This window comes from Thalassoroseus pseudoceratinae, assembly GCF_011634775.1.
Classification (GTDB): domain Bacteria; phylum Planctomycetota; class Planctomycetia; order Planctomycetales; family Planctomycetaceae; genus Thalassoroseus; species Thalassoroseus pseudoceratinae.
In genome coordinates, this window is the sequence record NZ_JAALXT010000001.1 from 134,504 (window position 1) to 160,804 (window position 26,301).

A 26,301-nucleotide genomic window follows, 5' to 3' on the forward strand; every position below is an offset into this window, starting at 1 on the left:
CGGCTTTGGGAACTACTTGGCTAGGATTAGATATCGGGTTGCCTTCCACCGTTTATGCAATGCAACACTGGTGATGCGGGGCAAGATACATAGTCTGCAGTGTTATATTCGGAACGTAACGATTGAAGAGGCTGTTGAAATTATGATGTCGCGGAATCCGGCGAGTGAATTTGGGGCCTTTTCTCCAAATTTTAGGAACACGGCTTTAATTTCGATTGCGCATCAGCCAATATAATAACGTGTGCTGATGGGACGACCTTGCGAGTTCGGTTCGTCACAGTTGCAGCCAAACTCACCAAAACCAACCTCCCCCCAGCCATCCGCCTCGACCATTGCTCCGTCGGCAAATCCCTGCACAGATTGAGTGAGTGGTCGAGCAACATCCAACCACCACGTTCCGCGATTCGTCAATTGCTTTTGTAATTGATGAAGCGTCCCCCACTGACATCATCCCTCCTTAACAGTGCAAGCCCATGAAAATCATCCTGAAGACCTTGACTGCTCTCGTGTCAATCTGTGTGGCAGGTGGGCTCGGCTGGATGATCTATAACCAATCTGTGGAATTAGTCGCTAAGGAAGTGCCACCGGTCAAGAAGCAACCTGTAGCCGTCGAGGTGATGCCCGTCGCTCAACGGGTCATCGCCGATCGAGCGGAACTTGTCGGAAGTTTGATGGCCGGTTCGGAAGTTCAAATCCTTGCCCGACGTGATGGCTACATTACTGATATCCCTTTCGATGTCGGTGATACCATCGCAAGAGGTGAAGTCATCGTGGTGCTGGATGATCGCGAACAAGTTGAACTTGTCGCTGGTGCAAAGGCGGCGTTGGTTGTGGCAGAAGCTCAAAAGCGGGCTCAAGACGCCCAAGAGGAATTGGCCGAAAGTATCTACAACCGAAACAAACGCCTCCGCGACCGCAACGCAGCTACGGAAGAAGAGTTCACCCAAGCGGAAGCCCAGTGGCGAATCGCGGTGGCCCAACGGGAACTCGAAGAAGCACGCGTCAAACAAGCTCAATCGGAAATTGATCGAACAACCTTGGCTTTGACTGACAGCAAGATTCTGGCCCCCATGTCCGGTGTGGTCGCCGAACGCATGGTCGATGTCGGCGATCTCGCGAAACCCGATGTTCCGCTGTTGCGGATTGTCTCGTACCGCAAAGTCCACACGGTCGTGCATGTTGTCGAGAAAGACTATCCACGTGTGAAAGTGGGTCAACAGGCCACCATCCAAGTCGATGCGTTCCCGCACCAGGAGTTCTCGGGCAAAGTCATTCGAAAAGCCCCTGTGCTGAATCCGGGAACTCGAACGGCTGCGGTCGAAATCGAAATTCCCAACCCGGACTTGCAGTTGAAACCGGGGATGCACGCTCGTGTTTCACTGATTTTCGTTGAACGGGAAGCCACTGTTCTGCCGATGGCGGCCATCACCAAGAAAGACGACAAGCCAGCCGTACTGGTTTTGAACCGCCCGAAAGACGGCGAGAATCCCACCGTCCGTGTTCAAGAAATCGTCACCGGAATCGAAGACGGCGAACTGACCGAGGTGATCTCAGGAGTGGCACCGGACGAACAGATCGTCACGCTCGGTGTGCGAGTGGTCAAGAATGGTCAAGAAGTCTTGCCGGTGGAAATTGCATGGTCCAAGCCACCGAAGGTCGTCGTGGATCAAACCGAACCGGAGTCGTCTGATTCTGACAGTGTCAGCACTGCCAGCGAGTGAGTGCTGCACGTCCACTTCACCCGTGGTTCTTGGTTTTCGTCGTCGACTCAACTGGTTCGGATAGATCATGTTTTTGACTCGATTGGCCGTCCATCGCCCGATTACAACACTCATGGCGAGTCTTGTAGTGGCGATTCTCGGAGCTCACGCGCTGACGAAGTTAGCGATCGATTTGATGCCCGACGTCACGTTACCGGTCGTCAGTATTACGACGGTTTACGAAGGGGCATCGCCCGAAGAAGTGGAAACCGTGCTCACGCGTCCGCTCGAACAAGCACTCGGTGGTGTGCAAGGGGTGGAGCGACTGACCAGTACGAGTCTGGAAGGTAGTAGCATCATTCAATGTCAGTTTGCGTGGGGTACCAATCTCGATACTGTCATGAGTGATATGCGGGCTCGGATCGAGCGAATCCGGGAATTCCTGCCGGACCAAATTCAATCGCCGTACATCGAGCGTTTCGACGTGGCGGACTTTCCGTTTGTGTACTTGGCCCTCAAGAGCGAACTGGAACCCGTCAAGCTGACCCAATACACCGAACGGGAAATCATCCCGCGACTGGAACGCATCCAGGGTGTGGCTGCCGTGCGACTTCGTGGTGCGGTCCGTCGCGAAATTCAAGTTGCGCTCGATCGAGGCAAATTGGAGACGCTGAATATCGGAATCGCCGAGGTTGTCGATGTTCTTCAGCAAGAGAACGTCAATCGCCCGGCGGGTTATTTCGAGTCCGGACATCTCAATTTGCTTTTGCGAAGCCAAGGGCAATTCGAGAACCTCGACGAAATTGCCGAAACGGTCATTCGGCAAGAGAACGGTGCATTGGTGCGATTGAAAGATGTCGCTGAGATCGTCGACGGACACGAGGAAATTACCGAAATCACTCGGATCAATGGTGAACCCGGCACAATGGTTTACATCAACAAGCAATCCGGGTCGAATATGGTCGCGGTCAGCAATCGCGTCCGGGAAACTGTCGATGAACTGAACCGCCGACTGACGCATGGGCATCTCACCATCCGCATCGACAACGCCGATTTCATTCGCAATGTGATGTCGAACCTGCGATCGTCAAGCCTTTACGGGATGGCGTTGGCCATCTTCGTGTTGGTAATTTTTCTCCAGAGTTTCCGCAGTACGCTTGTTATTGCCGTAACGATGCCGCTCTCGATTCTGGCGACGTTCATCCTGATCTTCTTTCAAGGATTCACACTCAACATTGTCTCGTTCGGCGGATTGGCATTAGGGATCGGCCTGTTGGTCGACAACTCGATTGTGGTTTTGGAAAGCATCTTCTGCAAACGGGAAGAAGGGTTGCCCCCCAAGGAAGCCGCCATCGAAGGCACGAGGGAAGTAGCCTCCGCCATTCTGGCCAGTACGTTGACGACGACGATTGTGTTCCTGCCGCTGATGTTCATTGTCGGCATGACGGGCATCATGCTGAACCAATTGGCCTGGGTCGTTTCGTTTTCACTACTCTGCTCGTTGTTGGCTAGTCTCACGTTGACGCCAATGCTCAGTGCGTATTGGTTAGGTGACCTCACGACAACGACCACTAGTGAGCATCATTCCTGGTGGAGTCGTCAGGTCGCCCGTATCCACCGAACGAGTCGCGGTGTGTTCACAATGCTGGAAGTAGTCTACGCTCGTGGACTCCAATGGTGCCTTCGGATTCCGGGTGTGGTTGGATTCGTACTGTTAGCGTCGTTCGCGATGACTGTGGGTCTGTATCCTCTGATCGGAACAGAACTCATGCCCAAAACCGACGAGGGCAGTTTGCGAATCGACACCAAAATGGCGGCTGGAATTCAACTTGAAGAACTCGCGGAGAAGGCGACACGATTGGACCAAATCGTCAAGAAAGCGGTTCCCGAAACCGATACTTGGTTGGCCTTCATTGGAGACAGCAGCAGCGAAGCTGACGATTGGAACGAGGCTCGTCTGCGTGTGCGACTCAAGCCGAACAAGGATCGTCAGCGGACAGCGGAACAGATCAGCCAGGACGTCACCGAGGCCATTGGTGCGGTTCCCGGCATGGTGGTGCGTGTGCGGGCATCGACGGAAATGCGTGTCTTCCGCATGATCTCCTACCGGAGTGGGGCGTCGGGGGATATCGAAGTTGAGGTTCGCGGGTACGACCAAGATACCGGAGAGGAACTCGCACTTGCCGTCGCCGAGATCATGAAGGGCGTGCCGGGGTTGGCCAACGTGACCGTGGAAATGGACCAACGGCGTCCGGAACTTGTGGCGACAGTGGACCGCTCGAAGGCCAGCACGCTCGGTGTCAATGTTTCGAATGTCACTCAAGCGTTGGAAACGACAATCCGCGGAACCGAAGCGACGGTGTACCGAGAAGAAGGGGATGAATTCAACATTCGTGTCTGGCTGCAAGAACTCGATCGGCAACAAATGAGCGATGTCCAGTACGTGGGCGTGCCAACCGGGATTGGACAAGTCGTCGCCCTGAAAAACCTGGTGCATTTCGAGTCGAAGGATATTCCTGTCTCAATCGGTCGTCGCGATCGTCAACGATTCATCGGAATCACTGCCGACATCGTCGACCGCGACCTTGGAAGCACCGTGCGTGACCTGCAAAGCAGTCTCGACAAACTGCCACTTCCCGAAGGATTCTCGCTCAACATTGCCGGGGAGTGGGAACAACAACAAGACAGTTTCGAGGCACTCAACGCCGGCTTTATACTCGCCATTGTCTTGATGTATATGGTGATGGCGTCACAGTTTGAATCCCTATTGCACCCGCTATTGATTCTCGTTTCGATTCCGCTGGGAGCAATCGGTGTGATCCTGATGCTCGTTCTGACGGATACGACATTGAACATTCAGTCGTTTATCGGTGTCGTCATGTTGGCGGGGATCGTGGTCAACAATGCCATCGTGCTGATCGACTACGCCAACCAACTCCGGGAAAGCGAGCCTGATCTGGACCTCACGGAACTTGTCTTGCAGGCTTCCCGCCGACGATTCCGCCCCATTCTCATGACGACACTCACGACTATTCTCGCGATGCTGCCGTTGGCATTGGGGTACGGAGAGGGAAGTGAACTGCAAGTCCCGATGTCACGTGTCGTGATCGGAGGTTTGCTGTCGGGAACACTGATCACACTGATCGCAATTCCACTTCTTTATCATGCCGTCGAACGCCGACGTACTCCGTCGGCCAACTGAGATCGAGTTCGGGCACAGGACGTACAACGAGTTTCAAAAAAATCTGGCATGTTTGCTGTTGTTCGGCTGCGGAGACTTTTCTACGACGGCAGGATCGTCTAGAATCCTCTTCCCGCCAAGAGAATTGGCGACTCGCCTCGGTAGCTCAATTGGATAGAGCACTGGTCTTCGGAACCAGGGGTTGGGGGTTCGAATCCCTCCCGGGGTACTTCATTTGATCGTTGCTTGTGACCTTGCAATCAATGTGTCACGCGATCAATGGTTCGATGACCTGGCCGCCAAATTGGCTGAGTTGTTTGAAACGCCCCGCATGGTAAAACGTCAATTTGTTGTCGTCCAAACCAAGCAGTCTCAGTAACGTGACATGCAAGTCTCGGACGTGATGAACTTCTTCAACCGCACTCATACCAAGTTCGTCGGTCGCTCCTATCGTGTGGCCAGCTTTGCACCCGCCACCGGCGAGCCAAATCGTCATCGCATTGGGGTTATGATCTCGACCGTACGCAGTTCCGCCTCGGATTCCATTGTCGGGGGTTCGACCGAACTCACCACACCAAACAATGAGTGTGCTTTCCAGCAGCCCGCGTTCTTTGAGGTCGGCGATTAGTGCTGCGATCGGCTGATCCACACTTTGGACCAGATTGCCATGTGCCCGAGCGATATAGTCATGGCTATCCCACGAACCGTGGTACAGCTGCACGAATCGCACGCCTTTCTCGACGAGTTTCCGAGCCAGTAAACATTTCCGTCCAAATCCGCTCGTGGAATCCTGATCCAGTCCGTAACGTTGTTGAGTCTCCTTCGTTTCTTGGGACAGATCCAGAACTTCCGGCACTTGCATTTGCATTCGGAATGCCAACTCGTAGTTCGTCATGCGAGCCGACAATTCATCATGCCAGGCGTGGTCCGAGAAATGGCGGCGATTCAGGCGATCAAGTAAATCCAGGTTCGCTCGTTGATGGTCCGCCGTGATGCCCTTCGGCGGTTTCAGGTCGAGAATCGGTGACCCTTTCGGTCGCAACGGTGTGCCTTGAAAGTGTGCCGGTAAGTAACCGTTGCTCCAATTCGCCGCACCTCCCTGCGGATAGCTCACCTCGGGCAAGACGATGAATCCGGGCAGGTCTTGGTTCATTGATCCCAACCCGTAAGTCACCCAGGCTCCGATGCCGGGATCGCCACCAAACCGGTTGCCACAGTTCATCTGGTACATCGCGGTGGGGTGGTTGACACTATCGACCTGGCATCCGCGGTAGAAGCAAAGTTCATCCGCGACCTCGGCAAGATGCTGCCAGTTCGCCGCTATATCCGCTCCGCTTTGGCCGGCTTTGACAAACTCGAATGGACTTTGCACGTAGTAGCGTGTGCCGCTTTCCATCGCGGACTTCTCTTGTCCAGATCGCACAAATTTCTGAAGATGTCGCTTGGCCAACTCAGGCTTCGGATCGAACGTGTCGATGTGCGACGGTCCCCCCTCCATCATCAGGAAAATGCAGTTTTTGGCCTTCGCCGGCAGGTGTCCCGCTCGGGGTGCCAATGGAGAGCCACTCTGTTCGTGATCGGCCGATTCCGCAGCGAGTTCGTCTGCGAGCAGTGCGGTCATCGCCACACTTCCCAAACCGGCCCCAAGGCCGTAGAGAACTTCGCGTCTCGATCGAACCGACGAGGTATTATCAATAGACATAGCAGAACTCGTTGGAGTTGAAGAGGACTAAGCAAACATCCGCGAGTGCCCGTGTGCGGAGATCACAATCCTTCGGTGTCAGATCGGGGACAAATTCGGAATTGGCGTAGAGTGTCTCTTGGAACGAAAACTTTTCGCCAGTGTTCTCTTCGATCGCGTTCCGTTGAACTTCGAGCGGTTGCCCCTCAAATTCAATCGAAATTTCTCGGTGTCGTTCGATCATTTGTCGCCAATGTTCGACACAAAATTTTTGTTCCTCAGGACTCGCGGCTCGTCCGAACGCGAGTTGGAAACAACGGTCGATCGCTTCGCGGTCTGACCCATGCTGTTGCTTGAGGACTCGGTCCGCCAATGCCAGCGCCCGTGAATAACTTGCTTGGCTATTGAACAAGGCAAACACTTGTGGTGTCACCGTGCTGACATCACGACGTTCACATGAGAAATCGGCTGACGGCTTGTTGAATACGTCCATGGCCGGGTCGACAAGCCCCCGCAGTTTCAAAGCGTAGATCGACCGGCGATGACGCTGCTCTGGCTTAGGATTCGGCACCCAAGCCGACGCGAATGTGCCCATCACCTGTCGCGGCTGAAGAGCGGCTTCCAAGTTGATTTCCGGACGATTCGGGATCCCCCCCAAGGCAGTGTTGAGTTCCCCCGTTGCGGCTAGCATCGCGTCACGAATTTCTTCGGCGGTGAGTCGTCGTGGCTGGAAGACTGCATAACTCTTCCTCTGCGGATCGTAAGCGGCAAGTTGCGACCGATCGGGATGCTCCGCACTTCGACGATAAGCGTCACTCAGCATGATCGTGCGATGCAACCGCTTGAACGACCAACCCTCCTCCACAAATGTCGCGGCCAACCAATCCAGCAATTCGGGATGAGTCGGGCGTTTCCCCGTGCTGCCGAAATTGCTTGGATTCCCCGCAATCGGCTGCCCAAAGTGCCAACCCCAAATTCGATTCACGATCGTACGGGTCGTCAGCGGATTCGCCGGATTTGCGACCCAATCGGCAAACGCTTTGCGTCGACCGGTGATAGATGCGGGAATTTTCGACGGAACCTGGGAATCCAAGACGCTTAAAACACTCGGCTGAACTGCTTCGCCCGCCGCAAAGGGATCGCCACCGGTGAGGATGGTGGTTCGCTCGAGTTCGCCAATCTTCATCGGTTCCCGTGGCATCCGTAGTGGCGAGGACACATTTTTTAACTTCGGTGTCCGTCCCGAATAAACCGACAACGCAAACGGTTGATACCGGTCAAATTCCCATTGCAAGCGTTGTATTCCCTTGCGAGCGACCCGTTCGAGCCCAAATTGCTCCGGTGTGAACCCCACTAATTTCGGAGGATAATCTTTCTCGGCCAATTTCAATTTTCGCATCTCGCCGCGAGCACGCCCGAACACGCTTTGCGAATTTTGTTTCGAGAGCTTCTCGACAACTTTGTTCCATTGCGATGGGTCTTTGTCGTTCTGACGATACCACTCCTGAGCATTCTCCAACATGGCTTGATCGAGTTCAGCAAGCGTCTGCTTGTACTTCTTGTGACGTCGTTCAAGAACTGTTTTTTCGCTGAAACCGCTCTGATTTTCCGTCGGTAAGAACTCCGCCTTTCGTTCCGCCAACTGCGTGGTGGCAAAGACAGCTTGAATACCGTAATAGTCCCGAGTGGGCACGGGATCGAACTTGTGATCGTGGCAACGCGCACACTGCAATGAATGAGCCAAGAACGTTTCGCCCACGCTATTGGTTACATCATCGAGAAATCGTTGCCGAGCGACTTTGGCGACCTCCATGCCGGTCAACTCCCACGGTCCCATCCGAAGGAAACCGGCCGCTACGATCGATTCGGAATCGTTGGCATCGATCTCGTCTCCAGCGAGTTGCTCGCGGATGAATTGATCGTATGGCTTATCGTTGTTGAAGGATCGCACCACGTAGTCCCGGTATCGCCAAGCGTTTCCACGTTCGTAGTCGTTCGCGAATCCCGATGAATCCGCGTAGCGAACCACATCGAGCCAATGTTGAGCCATCCGTTCGCCATAGTGAGGGCTACTGAGTAGCCGATCGATCAGATCCTGCATCGCGCGGTCTGCGTCTTCGGCATATCGATTTGCGAACTCCGTGACCTCATCGGGCGATGGCGGGAGTCCCGTCAAATCGAAGGTCGCTCGACGGATCAGGACTTCGGCGTCGGCCGGCCCCGCAATTTCCAAGCCATCCGGGAGACGACTCCGGATTAATTCGTCAATCGCCTGCGATCCATGACGACGCGTTTCGGGCTTTTGAACGGGTTGGTACGCCCACAATGATTCAGGATCATACTTGCGTTTTGTCCACTCATCGGACAATCCCCCGGACGTTGCCACCGGGATTCCGTCCTCGACCGACCACTCGTCAGCGTAGGCTTCTTCGATCTCGGCCTGGCGTTTCTTCGATGGCCAAATGGCACCGGTGCTGATCCAGTCTCGCAGCCATTCGGTTTCGGTTTTCGACAATCGTTCCGCCTCTTTCGGTGGCATCGCAGACCACTCATCGCTGTCGCGGAGCACGGCGAGGTACAAGGAACTTTCGCTGGGTTTGCCCGGCACGATGGCGGGTTCACCGCTGTCGCCCCCCAAACTCAACCCTTTGAGTGAGGTGACATCGAGCGATCCCTCGATATTCGTCGGATCGCCACCATGGCATGCACGACACTTCTCTCTCAGCAACGTCGAGATGCGGCGAACGAACAGTTGCTCGCTCGTCGAAACCTTCTCGTTGGCATACGCGACGGAACATTCGCAGGAAATCACCAGCATCGCAGCCGTAACGCAAATCAATGCGAGTCGATTCCAATCGAAACGGAAAACAGATTCCATGGTCAATCCATCAAGGCAAGAGAACGGAATTGCGATGGTTGAAGGCGGTGAAAGGACCGATCTGTTTGCAACCATTCGGCTGCGGTACTCTCGGATGGGCTGCCCAAACCTGGTCATTTCCGTTGTCACTTTCGAACGAAGTGAACCGGGCCGAGGCAGGACAACTTTTTATATCCTATCAACTCGACGGGGCGGAGCAATATGACCACATCGAGATGTCCGGCTCACGGAAGTCCGTTCGGCCCCGGATCGAGCAATTGAATCACATGTTGGACCTGAAATGGCCGCTCAACCAGCCCACGTTTTCTGGCGGAATGCCATTGCATCATGCAGACGTGGTTCGATGTCGCCACGATACGAGGGTCGCCCGGAGCTTCCCTCAGAAACGAAGACTTTTCGGCAAGGATTTGATGAGCATTATCCGGATGCGTCACGTTGTAGACGCCCCCTGACCCGCAACAATCCCGCGCTTGCGGAGCAAGTTCCCATTGATAGCCGGTTGCATCCAGCACCGGTTCTGGAATCCCTGCTTCACGCTGACCATGAACCAGATGACATGGCAAATCAACATACACTCGTGTGCGATCGTCCGGACGTCGCCGATGTTTCAACGGTTGCGTTGACAGAAATTTGAGCACATCCAGAACAGGCACGCCGTCTGCCAAGATCTTCTGCAGGGCAAGCCCACATCCGGACGAGTTTGCAACGACAGCGTCAACATCCTTCGAATCGAAGACCTGCCGATTGCGTTTCTGATCCGGAGTCGGCAAGCCGAGATGCTCCGCAAACGCTCCGCAGCAATCTTGCTCCTCTGGCACGAACACCTGGATATTATTTTCAATGAGGACCCGCACCGTAGCGAAGTTGATCTCCCGAAAAACGGCTTCCATCAAGCAACCCGTCAAAAGAGCGACACGAGGCCCTTTCGGTTGATGAATTTGCATGAGCCGTTTGGCATAAGCAGCCGTCGACTGAAAAGTCTTCGGTTGGCCAGGAAACGCAAGTCGATGACCGATCCAGCCTTGTCGACGCAACCAACGAACGGGAAGATTCAACCATTGAAAAAGTCGCGGCCGTTGAACCAACCAAGCAGCCATCCGAAGCTGCTTCGGAATTTGAGCTCGCCCCGTCGCCACATGGTCTTTGCGAATTAGCTCAAGTAAATGACCGTACGGCACATTTGCGGGGCAGGCCGGTTCACATGCCAGACACCCCACACATTCGGCCGTGTACGTCGTGGTCCATGGGTCTGGTTCAAGCCTTCCATCGGATTCTTCACGCCACAATCGCAGACGTCCCCGCGGCGAATTATTTTCGTCGCCGCTCAGCTGGTACGTCGGACAAACTTCCAGACACAACCCGCAGTGTACGCAGTGACTCAGCAACTCAGGATCGATTTTCGTTCGGGAATTCTCATCGTTCGGTGACCGTTCCATCAGATGGAGAACTCCCGTTCCAAAGTCTCCAGCCAAGACTGTTCCACCGGTCCCGGTGCATCCGGTGAAAGATGCCGTGACGACCAATCGCCACCAACAAGCTGAAGTGAAGGCTCCACGAAGGTCGCCAAATCACGTAGGGAATTCGTCAACTTTTCCGGTGTCAAACCGTCGAAGTAGTTGTGAACGACACCGTTCGCACATAGCACAACGCAGGTCGCCGTTTCGAAATTCTGTGTGATTTTCTCAGCCAATTTCAAGGCGTGTTGTGGCGTGGTTTTGACGACGAAGTCGGGGCAATCATCGTTGATCTGTTGCTCATCGTGAACTTCAAAAGACAATGACCACTCTTGAGCAATCGAACGGATAGCGGCTTCGAAAACCGGCCAATCCCGCTGCGAACAATTGACCGCGACTCGCAGGAAGTCGGTCGTTGCAAAGGAACTTTGCACGCAATCGATGGAATCAAACCAATGACTCCAGCAACTCATGCGAAAACGATTCGCCGCAGCATGCAACGCGGGGCGATCGCCAGTCAGTACGATCGTCCTCGTCTGTTCGCAATCCGGTCGCAACCGCAACACATAATCAACCGGTTCCCCCCAAGGGCATTTCGTGGGACCATCACCCCACACGTGCCACGCGTTGAGCAGGAATCGCAACAGGTCGTATCCTGTCGTCGATTTCACAACCCGCTCCCCAATCCGAACAACACGTCCGCTTGGTAATTTCCAATTCATACCAACGATATTGTCAAAATATGGCCCAAACCGCGACGACGCAGACGCGTACCCGGTGCTGGCCGTTTGCGTTCGCAGACTGGAATTCATCCCGTCGAAACCCAATGGGAACCGCAGGCGGTGAGGTGCGGCCAAATCCTGCACGTCGGCGACAACAGCATCAACGGACACGCACAGAATGCCGTCAATCGGGTCCAAGAAGTGAGAAAAGCACCGATGATCCCGTTGTGGAATTTCGTCGGGTGAGTCGCACTTGATAGTGCTTTCACCAAAACGGCGATTCGCAAAAACTTTCAATGGGTTGAGCTGAGAATGCGAATCGAACGTTTTCGAAACAGCCAGTTGCAACCGCATCATGTCCGGGCCGAACACCAACGGCATGTACGCGGTTTTGTCATTCCCGATACCATGCTCACCAGAGAGTGTGCCGTCGATTTCAATGACACGCTTCATCAAACGTTTGCTGATTTGCTCGACTTTCTCCAGTTCGCCGGGAGTCTTCGAGTCGAACAAAAAATTGGGGTGTAAATTGCCGTCACCCGCGTGGAATACGTTGACAACAGGAATTCCAGCCGCGTCAGATTCCCGGTAGACAAGTTCCAGAACATCCGCCAGCGATCGCTTGGGTATCACGGCGTCCTGCACAAGAAAATCGGCGCTAATTTGCCCCATCAAGCCACCAGCGACTTTCCGAGCTTTCCACAATCGCTGCCGTTCTTTCGGATCGTCACTGTACGCCACATTGTCAGATCCCGACTCCTTCAGGATGTCCACAATCGAATCGACCCGCGTGTTGACCAAAGCTTCGAGGCCGTCGATTTCTGTAAGAATCAGAAACGCATCCGTCGGCAACCCGACTGCCATGGGACTGTTTTCGACCATTGCCACACAACGCGGGTCCATCAATTCGATCGCCACCGGGCACGACTCATCAGCCGACAATCGATGGATTGCCCGCTCCGCTGTCTCCAAGTCTGGAAAGGTCGCGCGAAATGTCCAAACCTTCTTCGGACAGGGAAGCAATCGCAACCAAAACCGAGTGAAGACTGCTAGAGTGCCTTCGGAACCGACCATCAGCCGCTTCCAATCCTCTCGCCACGCTCCCCGCCCGCCAGCGGGACCGCCGAAACGATGAACCGAACCATCCCCAAGAATGGCCTCTACGCCGAGGATATATTGGCTCGTCACACCGTACCGAAAACAGTGTGCCCCACCCGCATTCATGGCGACATTCCCGCCGATGGTGCAAACCGGTCCACTGGATGGATCGGGCGGGTAGAACATTCCCAATGGTGCCAACGCCCGCTCCAATTGGTTCAATGTGACACCACATTCCACCTCACACCAAGCGTTCTCGACATCAATCTCACGAATCTTCCGAAACGCCGACAAGTGCACGACGACTCCACCTTGAGCCGCAACAGGACCACCAGACAACGACGTTCCCGCACCTCGAAAGCAAATCGGCAAACCAATTTGATCAGCATTTTCCAGCAACTGCGTCAGTTCCTCGGCATCGGCAGGGATGACAACAGCATCGGGGCGATAGATTCGATAACCCAATCCGTCCGTGTCATACCCTGCGAGTTGCGCGGGCGCGGTGAGCACACGACCACGCACAATCCACTGCTCGAGTTGATCTCGGAGCAATGCACGTTCTGCCTTGCTCACAGGAGAGACAAACTGCCGATGACTAGAAATAGAGGTCATGAATTTCAAACTCAATTCGACGACTTCGAACGTGGTTGGCGTGTCCGCTTCCGTTGTCCACCCAGTTCTTTCGTCTTTCGGGCAAGGGCACTGATTTCATTGAGTTGACGTTGCCACGCTTGCTGAAGTTCACGAACCTTCTCCGGGTGCGTGCTTGCCAAGTTCTTCGTCTCTGAGCGATCCTTCCTGAGATTGTAGAGCTCCCACTCTTCGTTGTCTGCAGCCACCAATTTCCAGTCGCCCACGCGAATCGCACGATTACCCTCGTGTAACCACCACAGTGAATCACGGCTGACTGAAATATCCTCAGAAAATGCTGGACGTAGACTACGACCAGGAGCGGCTGGGATTGGCTCACCGTTCCATTGTGTCGGCTTTTGAATCTCAAGCACATCGAAAATGGTCGGTACGATGTCAATCACATGGGCTGGTGTGCGACGGTATTCACCTTTCGCGTCGATCCCAGCTAGCCAATGCACAATCAGAGGTGTACTTATTCCTCCTTCGTGAACCCACGTCTTGTGCCGACGAAACGGGGTATTGCATGCACTCGAGAAGCCAGGTCCTAAACACAGATACGTTGATGCGCTACCGGGTTCTGCATTCGGATCGTGTCCACCGTGCCGCACCATAATCTCTGCACTGGCTCCATTGTCAGAAGCGAAGAAGATTAATGTATTCTCAAGTGCTTGCATCTCTTGAAGCTGTTTAACAAGCCGCCCAATTTCGCGATCCATTCGATCGACCATCGCCGCGTGAATGGCCATCTTCGTGGCTTGGAACTTCTGTTGCTCGTCGGTCAAGTCTTCCCATGGCAACGGTCGATTGATTTCACCGGGTCCCAATTTTTCCAAGGCATCAGGAAAGTGATACGGAGGACCAACGTCTCGTTCCAACTTCGAGAGGGAAGTATTTAACAGTCCCATCTCACGTTGCCGACTGTGTCTAGCCTTCCGCATCTGACCCCAACCGTCCAAATACCGATCACGGTAGCGTTCAATATCTTCCGGCAAGGCGTGGAGTGGGAAGTGCGGCGCGATGAACGCGACATATTGAAAGAATGGCTTCGTTGCGTGCTGCTTCGAATGATCTTCTAAACATTCAATAGCATGATCGACCGTCGCTATTGTCGCGTAATAATCGGTATCGTCTTGTCTAGTAATTGGCTTATCATCGATCCGGTTCCCACCCGAACCAAAGAAGTTTCCTTGGTTCCGCATGTCTAGCGAACGATCAAAACCACCATCAAGTACCGGTCCATCGATATGCCACTTTCCGCTGTGATAACAACGGTACCCGTGCGGTTTCAAATAGTCGGGTAGCAGGCGGGCCCATTCTTGTCGTTGACCACGACCGCCACCGCCGAGATTCGGCAGTGCATCTCGATGGACTTGCTGCGCATAATAGCCCGTAAGAAGTGCAGCACGGGTCGGCCAACACCGAGCAGTGTTATAGAACTGTGTGAAACGAAGTCCATTCGCTGCTAGACGATCCAAGTGCGGTGTCTGAATCTCCCCGCCATAACAACCAAGATCCGAGAACCCCATATCATCAGCCAAAATGAGTACAACATTCGGCCGCTCCTTGCTTTCCGCAGAACAGCGGTCTTGTGACGAAGTCACGAGCAGAACGAACACAAGAATCCGACTGGCCAAGGAAGTGAGATGACTCAGCTCTCTGTCAGTGATCGTTTTCCGAACGCAACGCCTAAAGAATTTCATCTGCGAACCTTCCGCACATATAGGTGAGCAATGAGAGAGTGGGTGCAATTACTCTAGGAATTCATCAGATAACAACTAGCGAACGAAACACTCAACCCCGTGAGCGACGTTTTATAGGACTTAGTTTGATTCCCGACGCCTGTCAATGTGATGAAAATTTCCTGACAAGATCGGCCTTATTAATTGGTCGCGGCAAATTGTTGCCAAAGTTGGTCGAAGGTTGCTTGGAATGGTTTGATCAGACGCAAATCGCCGGACAGAATAAAATTTTCTTCGTTGTATTCGGCGGCACCACGCGTCCAATTGTAGCTCCCAGTGAGAAGAGTTTGCTGGTCAAAGATCGCGAACTTGTGATGCATATGATAGGGCGAGCGATCTCGACGCACCTCAATACCAATCGACGCCAATCGCTCAACATCGGACCCGGCATCGAATGATTTGTCATCGTCCGTGATAATTCGCACGAGGATTCCGCGTCGATGAGCGTCTGCAATCGCAGAAGCAATCCGATTGTCCGTAATTGTAAACACACAGACATCAACTGTACGCTTCGCCGTTTGAAAGAGACTCGCGATTCTCGTTGGACAATCATCGCCTGGACTAAAATGGCTTTCGACATCGGCAATCGAATCTTCAGGACTCGGCACGAGCAATTTGATCACATCCTCGAGCCAACCAAGCGTTTCCCGAGCCGGTACATCGTTGAAGCCAGTCGCCGCGACTTCGAATGCTAGTCTTCGCAAAACGCTGAGATTGTGCGGAGTCAAAGCGACACCATCCAGGACGCGTGACAACGCTCGTTTCTCGCTCCGAGACAACCGTCGATCGTCTAGTGTTTGCTCAAACTGATACCTGATTTGATCGAGATCCATTACGCCTTCCAAACATCTTTAATGATTTGCAATTTCGTATCACTAAGGTACCCATATCGGTTCACCCAGACGCCGTCTGCCTTGCTATCCGCGACGAGTTCTAGGCGGTTCTTGAAGTCAGCAGGGGGACCATAACCATGGACTAAAGGCGTCACTTCACATTGGCCCGCGGCTTGGTCAACGACGTCTTGGATCTTTTGACGCTGAAGGTCATGTGCAACTCGATGAGGCTCGTCCGGTTGGGGATAGCCATAATCTGACAGTTGCTTCTCGGACGGATCATGATCAATTCCCATCCATCTCACGATCGCTTCAACAAGAATGGACTCATCGACACCGGGGTTGCTTTCAAGCATTTTTCGCCCCCAAAATTCGACCATTTGGGTCCAGTGCATCGTATAGAGTTTCGGCGAAATCGCATCGCACACGTTCGCATTCCGTGCGAAGTCAAAACCCGTCAGCCGATTATATGGTGGCATGAAACTGTTCGCAGACAGCTCATAACGTCCGGAATCGACTTCATCCAGAATCGCACGCCACTTGCTTAATATCTGGTAGCTTAACTCTTGCTTGATCTGCAACCAAAGATCAATCGAATTAGAGTCGATTCCATACTGAGAGAGTGCGGACAATGACTTCGAAACCTCTTGAACGATCGATGTGTTCAAACGTCGGTTCAACAGTGAGTATAGCTCGGTCATGTCCGACTGAATCTGAGCGAAATCACAACCGTGTTCCTTACAGAATTGTTTCACTAACGTTGAATCAGCGACATGCGAACTGAAATCCTGAAAACATTCGTCGAGTGTATAGCACGGTGACTCAGGCCAATCTGGGCGGAAGCCGGTGATCTGAGGGTATGCGGCTAGCAGGTCTCTAAGGTAGGCGGCGTTGTAGGCGTCGACGGCTTCGCTGGCCAGACTAGCAGTGTCAGCGACTCGACCGGTCGGCAGTTCACCATTTGGGAGTCGTGGGCGATCTTCATCACGTAACCCGCTGGGTTGAGCCGCCCCGAGCTGGAAGTAAACTTTCAAACCGGCGTCGACTGCGCAGCTTATAAAATCGCCAATGACTGCCCCGTATTCATCGGTCAGATCGTTTGGTTTTCGCGGTGAATAGGGCGAATCGCGATAGAACTGCGGATCAGGGTGGTAACTTGGACCGCCCCGAACCCACAAACTTGTCTGACCAAAGAGCGGGCGATCGAAGACTCTCGGACTGCTGCCGGCATCGGTTGGGGGCTGAAAACTCCCGTTCTCTTTGGTGGCCGGAGCCGTGACCGTCGGATTCGTTGCAACCGCCGTTGCTCCGATTTCCTGCAGATTCTTCAGAACGTTTTCCGCTCCCTCACTCAAGATGTAGTCGCCGAGAACAGTCACACCGAGAAAGCGGTTGTTGCGGGTCATTGTTGGTCGTTTATTGCTGGCAGAAGAAAATTCGATTTCGCAATCAAATGGAAGTTGAGGGTTCCAACATGATCGGCGTCGCGTAGGATTGCAAGTTCAAGCGGGGAACGCGGGTTCCGCCACGGCCAGCCTTGGAATTGCCCAACCGGACTGATACGCTAAAGTGATCGAAAGATGGCGGTATCGTCCGATTGTGCAACGTCAATGGTCCTACCCCGTTTCCCTCCTTTGTGATGGACGTGATTTTTGCCCTATGAGTGTTTTGGTCCGTTACGGTCAAGTTCCTGAAGTTGGACGTTTCAATGTCGCGTGCGATGAGCCGTTGCACCGGGACGATGAAGTCGTGTTGCGAACACAACGGGGTCTGGAATTGGGACGAATGCTCCAAAATTGGACGCCGGAGACGGTTGCAGACGTTTCCACGTCGGATCGACTCTCGCAAGAGTTAGCCGACCTGAAGGTTGTGCGGAAAGCGAACTCAGCGGATCACCGAAAACATCGAGAGTTGCGAGATCAGTGCGAAGCCGAATTTGAAGCTTGGCGGGAACGGATATACGAATGGAAATTGGAGTTGGAACTGATCGACTCCGAGCGAACGCTCGACACCGAGCAATTAATCCTTTACGTCCTCAATGAACGTGGGCCCGACTGTACCAAACTCTCGCTCTATGCGGCTGCCGGTGGGTTGGGAACGGTGACAGTTCAACCCGTTGGAAGTGATGGCATCATTCAGTTGGAGCCTGTCGGCGGATGCGGTTCTGGTGGATGTGGCAGTGGCGGATGCAGCCATTGAGCAGGGCGGCCGGTGTAGACATCTAAGTTTTGAGCGATAGCGAACAGAAAACAGAACGATTATTTATGTCCGATACGTTTTTAACCCAACTCGAAACAACCTGCAAAAGTGACGGTCCCGCGGCGGCAATCGATTCGCTGATCGGACATCTCCGAGAACAGAAGAATTACGACCGGCTGTTCGATGCGTTGCTGTTGAAGAAGCGAAACGAGATGGGAATGCCGTTGGCAATGCCGACGGCGTTGGATGACTTACCCGAAGATCGTCGGCGGGAATTCGAAGACTACTACGTGGAAGCCGCTCGTGAAGTCGGTGAGTTGTTTTTGGCCGACGATAACGTTCCGCGGGCCTGGCCATATCTTCGAACCATTGGCGAAACGGACAAGGTCCGTCACAAGCTCGACGAAATGCCGCTGCCGAACGACATTGATGACTCGACCGAAGAGTTGATTCAGCTGTGTTTGCACCAGGGCGCACATCCGGCGAAGGGGTTGGAGATCATGTTGCACACGCATGGAACGTGCAACACAATCACAGCTTTTGATCAAGCGTTGCAAGCTCAACTCTTGCAAGGTGAGGATCAGCAACAAGCAGCGGCCATGTTGGTCAACGAACTCTACGACGATTTGAAGCGGACCGTCCAGCAAGACGTCGAACAACGCATCGCAATGGCACCGCCGACGGATTCACTGCGAGAACTGATCGCGGGTCGAGACTGGCTCTTCGAAAACGGAAACTATCACATTGACGTTTCGCACCTGAATTCGACCGTGCGATTTGCTCGTTGCTTGGAGCGTGGAGCCGCTGAGTTACCCAAGGTTTTGCAACTGGCGGAATACGGGGCAAAATTGTCCGACCAATTGCAGTATCCCGGTGAGCCGCCATTCGACGACTTTTACCCGGCCCATATCCACTTCTTCAAAGCCATTCTTGGGGAGAACGTGGACGAGCACATTGCGTACTTCCAAGCGAAACTCGACCAAGAGCCCGACGAACAAGACAAACCGTATCTGGCCTATGAACTGGTGACACTTCTGACGAAGATCGACCGGCTCGATGATGCGGTGGAAGTAGGGAAGAAGCACTTGCGATCGTTGAACGACCCGAATGGATTTTCGTTCTTGAAATTGTGTCAACAAGCCGGTCAGACCGACGCCTGGCGTGAAGCTGCACGGGACAATGACGACGCCGTTGGTTTCTTGGCGGCCGTGGTTCATGAGACATCGGCAGGTTAACGCTCGATGTCCTATCGCGAAAAGAACCGAGCCGCCTGGAATCGCTTGGCGGACGGCGGTAGCCGATTCGCTCGGGCCGCAACCGATCAGGAGTGTGCTAACCCACTGGGGACACTTGACAGCCGGGGATGGCTCCCGGACAGCGTTCGTGGTTTGAACGTGTTGTGTCTCGCCTCGGGCGGCGGATGGCAATCCATTTTGTACGCTTCCGCCGGGGCGAATGTCACCGTGGTGGATCTCAGCCCCTCGATGCTGCGACTTGATGAACGTGAAGCCTCCCGGCGACGATTGACCGTCCGGCTGGTTGAAACGTCGATGGACGACTTATCCGCAGTCGAGTCGGCGAGTCAGGACATTGTTCATCAACCTGTCAGCACTTGTTATGTGCCGGATTTGGCTGCGGTCTACCGCGAAGTTGCTCGCGTGCTGCGTCCGGGTGGTCTGTATATTTCCCAGCATAAAACGCCGACTAGCCTGCAAATCACTCGCCGAACACGCGACAATCACTACGTCGTGGGTGTCGAGTATTATCATCAAGGTCCACTGCCTGCCGTCGACGACACTTCCTATCGCGAAGACAATGCAACCGAGCACCTCCATCGCTGGGAGCAACTTGTCGGCGGATTATGCCAAACGGGTTTCGTGATCGAAGATCTCGTCGAACCGAGCCGTGCCGATCGGACGGCCCCAGTCGGTGACTTCCGACATCGCGGCCGGTTCGTCGCCCCGTACGTCCGAATCAAAGCGAGACGGCAAGGGGATCAACCCAAGCAACGGCAGTCGATCTGGACGCCCGATTGACGAGCAGCGTTAATGCACGGTCTGCGAATGCTCACGAATCGTCACTCGCGACAACGCGGCCTCGTCGACGATTACTCCCAAACCCGGTCGATTGATCGCTCGGGCTCGTCCGCCGTATCCGAAGGTGAGATTCTCTTTCGTCAGAGGCTCTTTGACGAGGAACCGATCGTAACTGCCTTCCAGGTAGCGAATTGGCTCAATCGCACACGCGATGTGCCGTCCCGCTGCGGACAGGATGCCGGTTTCTCCCACTTGGCAACCGAGTTGGAAACCGAGTCCAAAGTTGACCGCCATCTGTTTCAACTCGAGCGACGGCAGAATCCCACCGCACTTCGACAGTCGAATGTTGAACAAATCGCAGAGTCCCTCGTTGTACGCGCGAACCGCGTCTTCTCGATGGCACAGCGATTCATCAAGCATGATCGGCACCGAAAGTTGCGGGCGAATCTTGCTCAACCCCACTACGTCCGAGTGCGGCACCGGTTGTTCAACCGATGTGATTCCCGATGACGAGAGCCGTTCAACATTCCGCACGACATCACTGCACTGCCAAGCTTCGTTGGCGTCAATTCTGAGGTCAACTTTTCGACCCACGATGCGGCGAATCGTTTTCAGTGAAGTTGCGTCATCAATCTCGGAAACTCCGACCTTCACTTTGACTTGATGGAAGCCAAACAACCGCATTTTCACGGCTTGCTGGAGTTGCTTCTTTGCACTCTCGGCAGTGATCGCACCACTATAACGCACGCGTTTTCTGATCTTCGGGTGTTCCACCAAACTGTTCGTCATCGCAGGAAGTTCAGAGAGCGGTCGCCCAACTTCCCGAAAAATTGCGTCCAGAAATGCCAACTCCATCGCACAGCGAGCCGAGTTTCCATAACACGCGCGGACCGCATTCGATGGTCTGACGATGTCCCAATTTGAGGCCGTTCGGACGGCTTCTCGCTCGTTCTCGAAACTCGCATGCAAAGTCGCGGAGTTCGGAAGCTCCCGCAGCATGGCGAATGCAGCGTCGATATTCTCACCGGTCACATACTCACGGGGTAATCCTTCACCCCAACCGGTTTGCCCGGTATCGAGCGTGCAACGCACAATGAGGGAATCGGTCGCCTTGCGTGTGTGCGATGCGTGACGAATCGTTTTCTTCAACGGAATGCGTACGTGATAGATATGCCAGTTAGCAACACGCACAGAGACGATCGTTTCGCTTAAGGTGTGAGGACGACGAGAATGTCGGATTCGCTGGCGATCAGGAGCGGTTCCCCGTCAATGTCGATTTCCGTCCCGGCCCAGGGCGTGAACATCACGCGGTCGCCTTCTTTGACCTGAAACGGAGTGACCGTGCCATCCGCACGACGCACACCAGCTCCAACGCTGAGCACCCGACCTTCTGTCGCTTGCTTTTGAGCATCGTCCGGCAGAACGAGTCCGCCAGCTGTCACCGCTTCCGCTTCGATTCGTTGAATGACCACTTTGTCGCCCAAAGGCACAATTTTCATCGGTCAGAAATCCCATTCAACGTCGCAGGATGTATTGATGTTCGACGATGTTTTACGACAACCGAGTCGGATATATTGGACGACAATCACGCGGCCGGCGAAAGTGTCAATTGGTCATTTTCCACATCTGATTGATGAATGGAAGTTTTGAGTGATCAGCGGTCACCAAGGCATTTCCATTCGGTTGACAATCTGCCGAGCGAGTCGTTGCACCACTTCTTCCTTCGCAGTTGCAAGTGACTGCCCCACTTCCGGAGCAAACTGCCCCTGACCAAAGAACGCCGTGTCTTCGGGCGGCAACAGAATCTGCTGATCGGCGAGATAGCGTCCGGTTCGAAGATCTTCCCATTGGATGACGACGGCATACTGAAGTTGCAACTGTCGAGGGTCGTCGAAGGCCGACTCGGTCAAGACTTGTTTCTGAATCTCGACAATCTTCCCGGTCAAACGGGTGTCGGCATAGGGTTCCTCGGCGATCTGCAACCCACGTTGTTGCATTTCCTTTTGCACCGCTTCAGTGAGTTGGAACTCCACCCCCTTGCGGAATGTGTCATTCTGAAAGATCGGCACGGCGACGGTGCGAACATCGGGGCGAAAAGGCGAACCGACGACGTACCCGCATCCCGCGAGCAGTAACGCCAAGAGTGGCCAGGTTCGTTTCATCCAATCATTCCTTGATGACGTACAGCCGCCAAGTATTCCCGGCGGCTCGAGACGTTCAAATTGTCTTTACGTCGACTATTGCAACGCTCCGTTCGCCTCCAGTTCCGCGAGAATGTCGCGTGCACGACTCGCGTATGAACTGTTGGGGTAGAGTCGAATGACTTCGCGACAACACGTTGCCACCGAGAGGGGGTTGTTCTTCTTTTGCCAGAAAACGACGTTCGCCCATTCTTGCTCGGCTTTCGCTTCCTCGATCTGCCGAATCTGATCAAGAATTCGTTCGCGATCTTCCGTTTTCGGGTAGAGTCGCAACGTGCTTTCCTTCAATTGAGCCGCTTCCGCCAGCGAGTCTCCATCGTAATTGGGGCCTTGATAAGACATCAATTTCACATGAGAACCCAGAATGAAGGCATTCTCGATGTGCGGACTCTTGGGATAGTCCCGGCGGAGAATTTCGAATAGACGGTCGGCTTCCAAGTAGCTGCCTTTACGAAGGTTGTGACTCGCGGCGAGCATCAAGGCATCGTCCGCGATGGGTCCGGTTGGATCGTTCAACCAGATCGTTCGCAACGCTTGCAGGGCACGGCCATCGGTGTCGAAAGCCGGGCGAGATTTGTCCCACATGTTCGGGAAAATCGGAATGACACGGGATGGGTCCCAACTCCGTTCGATCGGTGCTTCCGGTCGCGGTGTGGACTTGGGATTCTCCAAATTGACTTGCTGAATTTCGCTGGTTTCGACGAACTCAGGGTATTCGAGCCACGTTCGAGCGATGTCGAACAGTCGTCGTGTCATCAAATCTAGTTGCCGCGGTGATGGGTATTTTTTCAGCAACGTGTCGTACGCGTCCTGAGCCTTGGCATACCGGCCGCGTGCAAATTCACACTCGGCGATATAGAACAGACCCTCTTCTTCGATGGGCGTATCTTTGTAGCGTTTGGCGACTCGTTTGAACTGCTTTTGAGCGGCAGTGTAGTCACCGCTATCGAAGACGGATTTCGCTTCGTCGAATTCCTGCTGGCCTTCAATCGGTGCAAGAGACCCGTCGTAAGTGCCACGGAGTGAAGCACTTCGTTCGAGTTGCCGTTGCAGCGGGCCGCGAATGCCGTCGATGGACGTCATGTCGCGTTCCTCGCGTTCCCAGAACTTCAGCTTTGAAAGACTAAACCCTTCCGGTTCCGGTTGAGCCATGCCAGGGGCTTGGCAGCCCGCCAAGAGCAGGAACCCGAAAAGCAGCCCGCCGCGACACAAGCCGCAACGCCGAGGCGATTGATTTTGGTATGATTTTCGCATCGTCATCCATGACGGACTGAAGGAATCAAAATTGGAGATATCGTAACATCTTCGGTCGCCGTCCCAATCCGTGGGAGATGGCGGCCGTCGTTACCTGTCGCATCTGTCGAAATTGTTGCTCGCTCACTGCGATTCTCGCTGGGTCGGTTTCGGTTTGACTCAGTCGCCGAAGTAGCATCACGGTCCCTGCTGGAACACTCGTGCTTTGCGGGTGGTACGATTCCTGCTGGCAACGTTGGCAAATGAGTCCTCCCTGATTGACCCAGAGAGCATAAGTTCGATTCTCCGTGACCGGTTCTCCGCAGGCGAGGCAGGCATCGAAGGCGGGAAGTTGTCCAATTTCCCTTAGCACCACCAATTCAAATTGAATAATCGTCAGCCGACTGTCCGGTTGATTAGTGAGTGCATCGAGTGTCTGAATCGCTGCTTCGTACAATTGAGGATGAGGATCGTCTTCTTCCGTGAATCCAGCGAGAAGTTCGGCGACGTAATATCCGCCGTACAAACTCAACATATCTTTTTGATGGGGTTGGAACCGCCGGACGAGCCGAGCTTCCGTGAGGATATGAAGTCCCGAGGATTTGCGAATGAAAACTATCTCACATCTCGTCAGTAGGTCAAGAGCGATCTCGAAGGCACTTTTCAGACGTTTGGCACCTTTAGCGATCGCCGTGACCTTTCCAAAGTCGGCCGTCATAAACGTCACGACTTTGCTGGTTTCACTAAAATCGGCAAGCCGTACCGTCAGCGCTTCGGTTTTTTCCGTCGACATAGCCGATTTTTCGAAATTTTCTGAAGAGGATGGTCATTTGGGTTCCACTTATTCCGCGCGGGCTTCGAGTTCTTCCCAACGGGCGTAGGCGTCTTGCAACTCGGTTTGGATAGCTTCTAATCGGTTTGAGACCTCCGCAACTTTGCCGCCGTCTTGACGGAAGAAATCCGGGTCGGTCATCGAGTTTTGCAATTCGGCCTGCTCGGTTTCGAGGGATTCGATCCGTTGGGGAAGTTCTTCGAGTTCACGATTTTCTTTGAAGCTGAGTTTCTTCGGTTTGTCCTGCGGAGCCGATTTATTGGGCTTGGATTTCGACTTTTGAGCGTTCTTCGGTTTGGCTTCCGCGGCGGTCTGATCTTTCTGAGCCCGTAACCAGTCATCGTAGCCACCGTCGTATTCTTTGAAACGTCCTTCACCCTCGAACGCAAGGACGCTGGTGGCGACATTGTTCAAGAACGCCCGGTCGTGACTGACAAGCAACACGGAACCAGTGTAATCCACCAGCAAACTTTCGAGCAGTTCGAGCGTCTCGAAGTCCAAATCATTCGTGGGTTCGTCCAGGACAAGGACGTTCGATGGCTTGGTAAATAATTTCGCAAGCATCAAGCGATTGCGTTCACCTCCGGAAAGGAAACGCGCCGGGCTGCGGGCCCGTTCGGAGGAGAACAGAAAGTCGTGTAAGTACCCGATAATATGCCGAGACTTTCCCCCGATTGAAACCATCTCGGCACCGCCGCTGACGTTGTCTTGGACGGTTTTTTCTTCGTCAATCTGATTTCGCAGTTGATCGAAATACGCCACTTCCAGATTCGTGCCATGCCGGATCGTCCCGGATTGCGGCTCAAGTTCACCAAGAAGCGTGCGGAGCAGGGTGGTTTTGCCACACCCGTTCGGCCCCAGCAAACCGATTTTGTCGCCACGCATCATCTTCAGCGATAGGTCTTGAATGATCGGTTTGTCGTCATATTGAAAATTGACGTCCTTCGCTTCGAGCACCAGCCGACCGGATTTCTCGGCGTCTTGTACTTGAATCTTCGCGGTTCCGACAGCCGTCCGGCGAGCGGCACGTTGACGGCGGAGTTCCTGCAATGCTCTCACGCGGCCTTCGTTCCGAGTCCGGCGGGCTTTGATGCCGGTGCGAATCCAGGCTTCTTCCTGGGCCAGTTTCTTGTCGAAGAGTGCTTCCTGCTGCGCTTCTGCTTCGAGAGCGGCTTCTTTGCGTTTGACGAACGTGTCGAAATCGCAAGTCCAATCAAACAGCCGGCCACGCTCGAGTTCGACGATCCGAGTGGCGAGTTTCTGCATGAACACACGGTCGTGGGTGATGAAGATCAACGTGCCGGCAAATCGGCTTAGAAAATCTTCCAGCCAGGTGATCGACTCGACATCCAAGTGGTTCGTCGGTTCGTCGAGCATCAGCACGTCTGGCTCAGTCACAAGAGATTGCCCGAGAAGCACGCGACGTTTCATCCCCGAGGAAATCGACTCGAACGGCATCTCGGGGTCGAGACCGAGCCAACCGATGATGCGTTCCATCCGGCTTTCGAGTTCCCAACTCGGGGTTTGATCGTTGGTGTTTTCCAAGCCGATCGCCACGATATCCCGAATTGAACCACCGCGACCGGGTGGCACTTCTTGGATCATGCGGGCTGTTCGGAGGTTCTTCTGCCGTTTGACCTGTCCATCATGCGGTGTTGATTCGCCATCGAGGAGTTTGAGCAACGTCGACTTGCCCACGCCGTTACGGCCGAGCAGGGCAATCCGTTCGCCATGTTCGATCCGCATCGTTACACCCTCCAACAACGGGGGGCCGCCGTAACCGATCGAAACATCTTCCAATGTGAGCAAAGCCATACGGATGCAAATCCAATCCAGAAATCGACAAATTGACGTGTCTTCCGAAATTTACGCAGTTCCGCC

18 protein-coding genes and 1 tRNA gene are annotated in these 26,301 nt (G+C 54.0%); 6 read left to right on the forward strand and 13 right to left on the reverse strand.

Going from position 1 to position 26,301, the window contains the following annotated elements; all coding sequences use genetic code 11:
- Nucleotides 1-473 precede the first annotated feature (473 nt).
- The 3 genes from G6R38_RS00435 (at nt 474) to G6R38_RS00445 (ending at nt 5,110) form a co-directional block, all read left to right on the forward strand.
- The gene (locus G6R38_RS00435; RefSeq protein ID WP_166819728.1) at nt 474-1,721 is read left to right on the forward strand and encodes an efflux RND transporter periplasmic adaptor subunit; all 1,248 of its coding nucleotides are present in this window, start codon (nt 474-476) and stop codon (nt 1,719-1,721) included.
- A gap of 67 nt (nt 1,722-1,788) precedes the next feature.
- The gene (locus G6R38_RS00440; RefSeq protein ID WP_166819729.1) at nt 1,789-4,902 is read left to right on the forward strand and encodes an efflux RND transporter permease subunit; all 3,114 of its coding nucleotides are present in this window, start codon (nt 1,789-1,791) and stop codon (nt 4,900-4,902) included.
- 134 nt (nt 4,903-5,036) lie between these two features.
- Nucleotides 5,037-5,110, forward strand: a tRNA-Arg gene (locus tag G6R38_RS00445).
- 39 nt (nt 5,111-5,149) lie between these two features.
- On the opposite strand, the gene G6R38_RS00450 is transcribed toward G6R38_RS00445, so the two are convergent.
- From G6R38_RS00450 to G6R38_RS00480, 7 genes are all read right to left on the reverse strand, one after another.
- Nucleotides 5,150-6,583 (reverse strand): DUF1501 domain-containing protein, encoded by a 1,434-nt coding sequence (locus G6R38_RS00450; protein WP_166819730.1) that lies wholly within the window; start codon nt 6,581-6,583, stop codon nt 5,150-5,152.
- On the reverse strand, nt 6,573-9,380 hold the full coding sequence (locus G6R38_RS00455; protein WP_206028467.1) for a PSD1 and planctomycete cytochrome C domain-containing protein: 2,808 nt from the start codon (nt 9,378-9,380) through the stop codon (nt 6,573-6,575). The genes G6R38_RS00450 and G6R38_RS00455 overlap by 11 nt, the downstream gene beginning before the upstream one ends.
- A 284-nt stretch (nt 9,381-9,664) precedes the next feature.
- Entirely contained in the window at nt 9,665-10,876 is a 1,212-nt protein-coding gene (locus G6R38_RS00460; protein ID WP_166819732.1) for a (Fe-S)-binding protein, read from the reverse strand.
- Complete coding sequence (locus G6R38_RS00465) at nt 10,876-13,326, reverse strand: FAD-binding oxidoreductase (RefSeq protein WP_166819733.1); 2,451 nt, start codon at nt 13,324-13,326, stop codon at nt 10,876-10,878. The genes G6R38_RS00460 and G6R38_RS00465 overlap by 1 nt, the downstream gene beginning before the upstream one ends.
- Nucleotides 13,327-13,337: 11 nt before the next feature.
- Nucleotides 13,338-15,047: an arylsulfatase gene (locus G6R38_RS00470; RefSeq protein ID WP_166819734.1), complete on the reverse strand. Its 1,710-nt coding sequence runs from the start codon at nt 15,045-15,047 to the stop codon at nt 13,338-13,340.
- A gap of 179 nt (nt 15,048-15,226) precedes the next feature.
- Complete coding sequence (locus G6R38_RS00475) at nt 15,227-15,919, reverse strand: phospholipase D-like domain-containing protein (protein ID WP_166819735.1); 693 nt, start codon at nt 15,917-15,919, stop codon at nt 15,227-15,229.
- Nucleotides 15,919-17,325, reverse strand: coding sequence for a hypothetical protein (locus G6R38_RS00480; protein WP_166819736.1), 1,407 nt, complete (start codon nt 17,323-17,325; stop codon nt 15,919-15,921). The genes G6R38_RS00475 and G6R38_RS00480 overlap by 1 nt, the downstream gene beginning before the upstream one ends.
- Before the next feature lie 253 nt (nt 17,326-17,578).
- Here G6R38_RS00480 and G6R38_RS00485 point away from each other — a divergent pair, with 253 nt between their 5' ends.
- The 3 genes from G6R38_RS00485 (at nt 17,579) to G6R38_RS00495 (ending at nt 20,154) form a co-directional block, all read left to right on the forward strand.
- Nucleotides 17,579-18,118, forward strand: coding sequence for a PSP1 C-terminal domain-containing protein (locus tag G6R38_RS00485; RefSeq protein ID WP_166819737.1), 540 nt, complete (start codon nt 17,579-17,581; stop codon nt 18,116-18,118).
- Between the two features lie 65 nt (nt 18,119-18,183).
- Nucleotides 18,184-19,353, forward strand: a complete 1,170-nt coding sequence (locus tag G6R38_RS00490) for a hypothetical protein (protein WP_166819738.1) — start codon at nt 18,184-18,186, stop codon at nt 19,351-19,353.
- Between the two features lie 6 nt (nt 19,354-19,359).
- Entirely contained in the window at nt 19,360-20,154 is a 795-nt protein-coding gene (locus tag G6R38_RS00495; protein WP_166819739.1) for a class I SAM-dependent methyltransferase, read from the forward strand.
- Between the two features lie 9 nt (nt 20,155-20,163).
- Here the strand turns inward: G6R38_RS00495 and G6R38_RS00500 are convergent, their stop codons facing one another.
- The 6 genes from G6R38_RS00500 to G6R38_RS00525 form a co-directional block, all read right to left on the reverse strand.
- A complete protein-coding gene (locus G6R38_RS00500) occupies nt 20,164-21,345 on the reverse strand; it encodes a dipeptide epimerase (protein ID WP_166819740.1) in 1,182 nt (393 codons plus the stop codon).
- A 17-nt stretch (nt 21,346-21,362) separates the two neighbouring features.
- Nucleotides 21,363-21,653 carry a co-chaperone GroES gene (locus G6R38_RS00505; RefSeq protein ID WP_166819741.1) on the reverse strand — a complete coding sequence of 97 codons (291 nt, stop codon included), beginning with the start codon at nt 21,651-21,653 and terminating at the stop codon, nt 21,363-21,365.
- A gap of 162 nt (nt 21,654-21,815) precedes the next feature.
- Nucleotides 21,816-22,316, reverse strand: a complete 501-nt coding sequence (gene lptE / locus G6R38_RS00510; RefSeq protein ID WP_166819742.1) for an LPS assembly lipoprotein LptE — start codon at nt 22,314-22,316, stop codon at nt 21,816-21,818.
- Between the two features lie 75 nt (nt 22,317-22,391).
- Nucleotides 22,392-23,609 (reverse strand): outer membrane protein assembly factor BamD, encoded by a 1,218-nt coding sequence (bamD, locus tag G6R38_RS00515; RefSeq protein ID WP_166819743.1) that lies wholly within the window; start codon nt 23,607-23,609, stop codon nt 22,392-22,394.
- A 25-nt stretch (nt 23,610-23,634) separates the two neighbouring features.
- On the reverse strand, nt 23,635-24,381 hold the full coding sequence (gene recO, locus G6R38_RS00520; protein WP_166819744.1) for a DNA repair protein RecO: 747 nt from the start codon (nt 24,379-24,381) through the stop codon (nt 23,635-23,637).
- 48 nt (nt 24,382-24,429) lie between these two features.
- Nucleotides 24,430-26,235 (reverse strand): ATP-binding cassette domain-containing protein, encoded by a 1,806-nt coding sequence (locus tag G6R38_RS00525; protein ID WP_166819745.1) that lies wholly within the window; start codon nt 26,233-26,235, stop codon nt 24,430-24,432.
- Nucleotides 26,236-26,301: the final 66 nt, after the last annotated feature.

What these genes read in the sequence shown, in the direction of transcription:
- G6R38_RS00435 (WP_166819728.1), top strand. Translation starts at nt 474, where the DNA reads ATGAAAATCATCCTGAAGACCTTGACTGCTCTCGTGTCAATCTGTGTG.
- G6R38_RS00440 (WP_166819729.1), top strand. Translation starts at nt 1,789, where the DNA reads ATGTTTTTGACTCGATTGGCCGTCCATCGCCCGATTACAACACTCATG.
- G6R38_RS00450 (WP_166819730.1), bottom strand. Translation starts at nt 6,583, where the DNA reads ATGTCTATTGATAATACCTCGTCGGTTCGATCGAGACGCGAAGTTCTC.
- G6R38_RS00455 (WP_206028467.1), bottom strand. Translation starts at nt 9,380, where the DNA reads ATGCTGGTGATTTCCTGCGAATGTTCCGTCGCGTATGCCAACGAGAAG.
- G6R38_RS00460 (WP_166819732.1), bottom strand. Translation starts at nt 10,876, where the DNA reads ATGGAACGGTCACCGAACGATGAGAATTCCCGAACGAAAATCGATCCT.
- G6R38_RS00465 (WP_166819733.1), bottom strand. Translation starts at nt 13,326, where the DNA reads ATGACCTCTATTTCTAGTCATCGGCAGTTTGTCTCTCCTGTGAGCAAG.
- G6R38_RS00470 (WP_166819734.1), bottom strand. Translation starts at nt 15,047, where the DNA reads ATGAAATTCTTTAGGCGTTGCGTTCGGAAAACGATCACTGACAGAGAG.
- G6R38_RS00475 (WP_166819735.1), bottom strand. Translation starts at nt 15,919, where the DNA reads ATGGATCTCGATCAAATCAGGTATCAGTTTGAGCAAACACTAGACGAT.
- G6R38_RS00480 (WP_166819736.1), bottom strand. Translation starts at nt 17,325, where the DNA reads ATGACCCGCAACAACCGCTTTCTCGGTGTGACTGTTCTCGGCGACTAC.
- G6R38_RS00485 (WP_166819737.1), top strand. Translation starts at nt 17,579, where the DNA reads ATGAGTGTTTTGGTCCGTTACGGTCAAGTTCCTGAAGTTGGACGTTTC.
- G6R38_RS00490 (WP_166819738.1), top strand. Translation starts at nt 18,184, where the DNA reads ATGTCCGATACGTTTTTAACCCAACTCGAAACAACCTGCAAAAGTGAC.
- G6R38_RS00495 (WP_166819739.1), top strand. Translation starts at nt 19,360, where the DNA reads ATGTCCTATCGCGAAAAGAACCGAGCCGCCTGGAATCGCTTGGCGGAC.
- G6R38_RS00505 (WP_166819741.1), bottom strand. Translation starts at nt 21,653, where the DNA reads ATGAAAATTGTGCCTTTGGGCGACAAAGTGGTCATTCAACGAATCGAA.
- lptE (WP_166819742.1), bottom strand. Translation starts at nt 22,316, where the DNA reads ATGAAACGAACCTGGCCACTCTTGGCGTTACTGCTCGCGGGATGCGGG.
- bamD (WP_166819743.1), bottom strand. Translation starts at nt 23,609, where the DNA reads ATGCGAAAATCATACCAAAATCAATCGCCTCGGCGTTGCGGCTTGTGT.
- recO (WP_166819744.1), bottom strand. Translation starts at nt 24,381, where the DNA reads ATGTCGACGGAAAAAACCGAAGCGCTGACGGTACGGCTTGCCGATTTT.
- G6R38_RS00525 (WP_166819745.1), bottom strand. Translation starts at nt 26,235, where the DNA reads ATGGCTTTGCTCACATTGGAAGATGTTTCGATCGGTTACGGCGGCCCC.